This is a genomic window from Citrobacter sp. wls718 (assembly GCF_005280945.1).
Lineage (GTDB): Bacteria > Pseudomonadota > Gammaproteobacteria > Enterobacterales > Enterobacteriaceae > Citrobacter > Citrobacter gillenii.
The window spans coordinates 30,026-36,272 of the sequence record NZ_SZWV01000051.1 but is presented as its reverse complement, the minus strand read 5'-3'; the positions used below and the strand labels follow the sequence as shown (position 1 = coordinate 36,272).

5 protein-coding genes and 2 tRNA genes are annotated in these 6,247 nt (G+C 54.3%); 1 reads left to right on the top strand and 6 read right to left on the bottom strand.

All coding sequences use genetic code 11. The annotated features are described in order from the left end of the window. The 4 genes from mutL to nnr all read right to left on the bottom strand — a co-directional run. The coding region (gene mutL / locus FDW95_RS23670) for a DNA mismatch repair endonuclease MutL (RefSeq protein ID WP_249358999.1) at positions 1–1,166 on the bottom strand (1,166 nt) is incomplete at its 3' end. A 9-nt stretch (positions 1,167–1,175) separates the two neighbouring features. After that, positions 1,176–2,510 (bottom strand): N-acetylmuramoyl-L-alanine amidase AmiB, encoded by a 1,335-nt coding sequence (amiB, locus tag FDW95_RS09320; RefSeq protein ID WP_137363483.1) that lies wholly within the window; start codon positions 2,508–2,510, stop codon positions 1,176–1,178. Positions 2,511–2,527: 17 nt separating this feature from the next. After that, positions 2,528–2,989, bottom strand: coding sequence for a tRNA (adenosine(37)-N6)-threonylcarbamoyltransferase complex ATPase subunit type 1 TsaE (tsaE, locus tag FDW95_RS09315; protein ID WP_115259622.1), 462 nt, complete (start codon positions 2,987–2,989; stop codon positions 2,528–2,530). After that, complete coding sequence (nnr, locus tag FDW95_RS09310; protein WP_115259623.1) at positions 2,979–4,508, bottom strand: bifunctional ADP-dependent NAD(P)H-hydrate dehydratase/NAD(P)H-hydrate epimerase; 1,530 nt, start codon at positions 4,506–4,508, stop codon at positions 2,979–2,981. The genes tsaE and nnr overlap by 11 nt, the downstream gene beginning before the upstream one ends. Between nnr and queG the strand changes: the two genes are divergently transcribed. Beyond that, positions 4,507–5,646 (top strand): tRNA epoxyqueuosine(34) reductase QueG, encoded by a 1,140-nt coding sequence (queG, locus tag FDW95_RS09305; RefSeq protein WP_115259624.1) that lies wholly within the window; start codon positions 4,507–4,509, stop codon positions 5,644–5,646. The two genes, nnr and queG, sit on opposite strands and share 2 nt — an antisense overlap. 269 nt (positions 5,647–5,915) lie before the next feature. On the opposite strand, the gene FDW95_RS09300 is transcribed toward queG, so the two are convergent. Beyond that, a tRNA-Gly gene (locus tag FDW95_RS09300) sits at positions 5,916–5,991 on the bottom strand. A gap of 36 nt (positions 5,992–6,027) precedes the next feature. Next, a tRNA-Gly gene (locus tag FDW95_RS09295) sits at positions 6,028–6,103 on the bottom strand. Positions 6,104–6,247 lie beyond the last annotated feature (144 nt).

Sequence of the window (6,247 nt, the reverse complement as noted above, 5' to 3'; positions counted from 1 at the left end):
CCACCACCACCACCACCACCGCCTGCCGATACGGAATAACGCGGCGTAGCCGGTTCACGCGCGGGGGCAGGTTCGGCAAAGTGGTTTCGTCCAGCCGCAACCCGGTTCTCCGGGATATGCCTTGGCGCAGGCGTGTCGTCATCGGCCAACGGCAGCGACGTTTCAAGCTGCTGTTGCAATACGCTCAACACCCCCTGATAGATAAAGTCATGCACCAGCCGGGACTGATGGAAACGGACTTCATGCTTGGCTGGATGCACGTTAACGTCCACCTGATGCGGGTCGATTTCCAGGTACAGGACAAACGCTGGCTGTTGATCGGCCCCAAGTTTGTCTTCACAGGCCTGACGGATAGCATGGTTGATCAGCCGATCGCGCATCATACGGCCATTCACATAGCAGTACTGTATTTCGGCCAGCGCCGTCGTGGTGTGATTCGGGTCAGCGACCCAGCCACGCAGCGTTAAATCTCCATGCTGCCACTCAATCGCCAGCGCATGCTCCAGAAACGGCGTGCCGCAAATCGCGCCCAAACGACGCTCTTTCTGCCCATCGGCGGCGACTGCACGGTACTGACGCACCATTTTACCGTTATGCGACAAATTTATGGTCACATCAAAACGCGCCAGCGCAATGCGGCGGATAATCTCGTCGATATGGTTAAATTCGGTTTTCTCGGTGCGCATGAACTTACGCCGTGCTGGCGTGTTGTAGAACAGATCCAACACTTCCAGCGTGGTGCCCACCGGATGTGCGGCTGGTTTAATCGTCACATCCATATCGCGCCCTTCGGCATAGGCCTGCCAGGCTTCGGATTGTTCTTGCGTACGTGACGTCAGGGTTAAACGAGAGACCGAGCTGATGCTGGCCAGCGCTTCCCCGCGAAATCCGAGGCTAACAATAGCTTCGAGATCGTCAAGGGAGGCAATTTTACTGGTCGCATGACGCGCCAGCGCGAGCGCCAGCTCGTCTTTTTTAATGCCGCAGCCGTTATCACGAATACGGATCAGCTTGGCGCCACCACGTTCGATATCAATATCAATGCGCGTTGCACCCGCATCGATACTGTTTTCTACCAGTTCTTTAACCACTGACGCAGGCCGTTCTACCACTTCACCTGCGGCAATTTGGTTCGCCAACTGTGGCGGTAGAACCTGAATCGGCATGGCTAATCCTTAATTGGTTAACGTGTCGCCCGGCGAGATGGCGCTAGCAGTTTGCGCCGGTGCGCCCTGTGGCCCGGTTTGCATCGGATGCGACTGGAAGTAATTACGCAATCCTTTGTAAATCGCCTCGGCCAGCCGCTGCTGATAATCATCGCTCGCCAACAAACGTTCTTCGCTGTTGTTACTGATAAAGCCGGTTTCAACCAGCACAGACGGGATATCCGGCGAACGCAATACGCCAAGGCTGGCGTGCTCCGGGCGGCGCTTATGCATCGAACCAATGCGCTCCAACTGGCCGATCATACTGGTTGCCACATCATACCCTACACGCTGTGAATGACCGAACTGCAGGTCCAGCACAGCCTGACTCAAATACGGGTCGGACTGACTGTTGGCCAGCACATCACCCGCACCACCCAACAGCTCCGATTGCTTCTCGTGCTGTTCCAGCCAGCCAGCCATTTCAGTGTTGGCTCGACGGTTTGACAACACCCAAACGGAAGCACCCGTGGCATCCCGGTTGGGTGCCGCATCAGCATGAATGGAGACCAGGAAGTTGGCATTTTGTTTACGCGCCACGTCAGAACGGCCCATCACCGAGATGAAGTAATCGCCGTCACGAGTGAGTACGCCCTTAAACATCGGATCGTCATTGAGCAGACTGCGCAGCTTACGCGCGACGGCGATGGTGACGTTTTTCTCACGCGTGCCGCCAGGACCAATCGCACCAGGATCTTGTCCACCGTGCCCGGCATCAATCGCAATGACCACTTTATCGCCATTATTGTTGCTCACCGCCCGAGCGGCAGGCCGCGTGGCCGTATTACTGTTGATGACGGCTGTCGTGCGATTATTTTCCGTTTTAAACGGGTTACGCGCAGGTTCTGACGGACGCGGAGCGACAACGGGTGCTTCAACGCGCTTCACCACCACAGGAGGTGGCGGTGGCGGCGGAGGTGCATCAGCATTGATGGTAAACACCACGGTATAGTTACCGCCGTTTTGCCGTTTTACAGCGGCGGCTTTTCCGTTCTCGGTTAAATCGACAACCAGTCGCAAAGACTGTGGATCGTTCGGTGTACCCGCACGGATGGCCTTAACCAGGTTATTACCGCTAAACAGCAGCGGCAGTCCCTGAATCACGCCGGTTTGTTTAATATCCAGCGCAACGGTGCGCTTCCCGTCCTGCGAAACAGCATATTCAGGCTCGCCAATAAAACTGAGCGTAATCCACGCCTGCTGTTCGCCGTTAGAAACCTGAAGATCGGAAAGGCTGGCGGCCCCTGCCTGCGCGCACAGCAGGACCAGGGTTGCCATCAGCCAATTTCTGATGCGATAAATCATCCCGCCACCCTTTAAGGTTATTCGGCTAAACGCGCCAGCAATAAATTACCCGATGAGGAGACGGCACTTACGCGCGCCTCTCGACCTTGCGCCTGGTATTCGATGTGTATTTCGACGTCCGGGTCCGGGAGCACACCTTTACCTTGTTGTGGCCATTCCACCAGGCAAATTGCATCATTGGCAAAATAATCACGGATCCCCATAAATTCGAGCTCCTCGGGGTCCGCAAGTCGGTACAGATCGAAGTGATATACCATTAAATTTTCAAGCGAATAGGGTTCGACCAGCGTATAGGTGGGGCTTTTTACATTGCCTTTATGACCTATCGCCTGCAGGAATCCCCGGCTGAAGGTGGTTTTACCCGCACCTAAATCGCCGTACAAATAAATAACCGTTGCGCCGTCACAGGCCTTCGCGACCCGCAGTCCCAGGTCTAACGTCGCCTGTTCATCCGGTAGCGGAATTACTCTATTCATCATGATAAACGTCAATCACATCAGGGTTAACAATACGCTGTAGCGTGGTAAAGAGATCTGTCGCCAGCATGCCGCGCGTACCAAATCGCGCCGCCAGCACATCCGCTGCCGCGCCGTGCGCCACACATCCCGCACACGCAGCATCATACGGGGTAAGCTTCTGTCCGAGCAATGCGCCAATGATTCCGGAAAGGACATCACCCATACCGCCGCTGGCCATTCCTGCGTTACCGGCATCGATAATGGCTAATGCATTGTGCTCCGAGGCCACTACCGTACCCGCGCCTTTCAGCACCACCACACCTCCGTACCGTTTTACCAGACGTTGTGCAGAAAGTAAGCGATCGTCTTCAATTTCTGTAATGGAGCAGCCCAACAGTCGCGCAGCCTCGCCCGGATGCGGCGTGATCACGCGATTGTGACGTTTATCGGGATTGATTGCCAGCAGGTTAAGCGCATCGGCATCCCACAGCATCGGTTTGCGAAAATTCTCAACTTTTTGCAGTGCTTTTTTTCCCCACTCTTGCTGCCCAAGTCCGGGACCGATGACCACGATATCCGCCCACACCAGACTTTCCTCCACCGCGCGAGGCGTCAACTCATCGACCATCAGTTCCGGACGGGCGGTCAGGATCGGTGCAATATTTTCACTGCGCGTGAGCACCTTAACCAATCCGGCACCAGCGCGAAGCGCCGCTTCACCGGTCATGCGTATGGCGCCTGCTGTGCCATAGTCACCCCCGATGATCGCCAGTCGACCATGGTCACCTTTGTGCGATGTTGCGCGGCGTGGTGTCAGCCAGCATCTAAGCTGTGAGGCATCAACGCGCTGAATGGGCGCGTCCTGCCCCGCCAGCCAGGCATCCAGCCCGAGCGCGTTAAAATGGATACGCCCTGTGACATCACGCGCTTTGCCCGTGATCAGACCGGGCTTCAATGCAATAAAGGTAACGGTATGGGCAGCATGAATCACCGCTCCGGGCGTTCCCCCCGTCTGCGCCAGCAGACCGGAAGGAATATCAATAGCCACTGTGGGAGCAGAATGCACATTCGCCTGTTTGATTAATGTCGCCAGTGGGTCGCGAGGTGCATGTTTTAAGCCGGTGCCGAGCAGCGCATCGATAATCACATCCACCTCTTGCGGCCAGATAATATCCGGGGAATGGATAACGCCACCTGCGTTCAGCCAGGCATGACGAGCATGTTCTGCCTCCTGTGGGAGCGGTTTGTCGCTTTCTTGCGCTAATAGCGTGACGTGAATCCCCGCGGCTTTGGCAAGTCTCGCCACGACATAGCCGTCGCCGCCGTTATTACCGTGGCCACAGAGCACCAGCCAGTGCCGAGCGGCAGGATATGCATTGCGAGCAACCTGGAACGCCGCCTCTCCCGCACGTTGCATCAGCTCATACAGCGTCAGCCCAAGGCTGTCTGCCGCCTCATGTTCCATCCGTTTGATGTCATCGGCGTGCCAGATGGAGTGTGGTATACTTGCGGGGTTTTTCTTCATTGTATGGTCCGTCATGTCAGAGCCCCTCGATCTCAATCAGTTAGCACAAAAAATTAAGCAGTGGGGGCTGGAACTTGGCTTTCAGCAGGTCGGTATTGCCGATACAGACCTTAGCGAAGCCGAACCCAAACTGCAGGCCTGGCTGGATAAACAATACCATGGCGAAATGGACTGGATGGCCCGTCACGGTATGATGCGCGCCCGCCCCCACGAGTTATTACCCGGAACTTTACGCGTCATCAGCGTACGGATGAATTATCTCCCCGCCAACGCCGCGTTTGCCAGCACGCTAAAAAATCCGTCGCTAGGCTACATCAGCCGTTATGCACTGGGCCGTGACTACCATAAGCTGCTGCGTAACCGTTTAAAAAAGCTGGGAGAGTTGATCCAGCAGCATTGCGTTTCGCTGAATTTTAGACCTTTTGTCGATTCTGCGCCCATTCTGGAGCGTCCGCTGGCGGAAAAAGCCGGACTTGGCTGGGTTGGTAAGCACTCACTAATTCTTAGCCGTGAAGCCGGGTCATTTTTCTTCCTTGGTGAACTGCTGATCGATTTACCGCTTCCGGTGGATCAGCCTGTAGAAGAAGCCTGCGGCAAATGCGTGGCCTGTATGACCATTTGCCCCACGGGCGCCATCGTTGAACCCTACACCGTTGATGCCCGCCGCTGTATTTCCTATCTCACGATCGAACTAGAAGGCGCTATCCCGGAAGAGTTTCGCCCACTGTTGGGCAACCGAATCTATGGCTGCGATGACTGCCAGCTCATTTGCCCCTGGAATCGCTATTCGCAACTCACTGTAGAAGATGACTTTAGCCCACGTAAACAACTGCATGCCCCGGAACTGATTGAGCTGTTTGGCTGGAGCGAAGCGTGGTTTTTAAAAGTGACGGAAGGTTCGGCTATTCGTCGCATCGGACACCTGCGTTGGTTGCGAAATATCGCCGTCGCGCTGGGAAATGCCCCGTGGGATGAAACCGTAATAAATGCGCTGGAAAATCGCAGAGGTGAGCACCCACTTCTCGACGAGCACATAGAATGGGCGATTGCGCAGCAGATTGAGAAAAGAAATGCCTGCGTGGTTGAAGTGCAGTTACCGAAGAAACAGCGGCTGGTCAGGGTGATTGAAAAAGGTCTGCCGCGTGATGCTTAAGTCATCCACAGCTTGTGCATAAAAATAAAAACACATTGATATTCAAGAAGGAAAAAATCGTCAAGTGATCACATTAACAATTTGAAATGATAATTAATTCATTAAATTCAAATGGTTATAAAGATACTATTCACCAAGCGAAGTTTTTTGCATTCCAGGAATATTACTCTGACCTGTGGATAAGTCTGTTTACAAGAGTATGTCAAAGACAAAAGAAAACAGCCCCAACGCGATTATTCGTTGTGGATATGTTTATTGAGATAAGAATTTGGAGCGGGAAACGAGACTCGAACTCGCGACCCCGACCTTGGCAAGGTCGTGCTCTACCAACTGAGCTATTCCCGCTTGGGTGGTGCGTATCTTGCGATACTTTTCAAATTTTGGAGCGGGAAACGAGACTCGAACTCGCGACCCCGACCTTGGCAAGGTCGTGCTCTACCAACTGAGCTATTCCCGCTTAATCTTCGTCTTTCGAAACGCTACTGCGTTGGCTGCCTTCATTCACCTTAGTCACTTACTCAAGTAAGTTCCCAAGGATTCATTCAGTTGCCGCCTTGTCGCAATTCGAAATCCTGCGATTGGTGGTCTGTGCTTAGAAAGC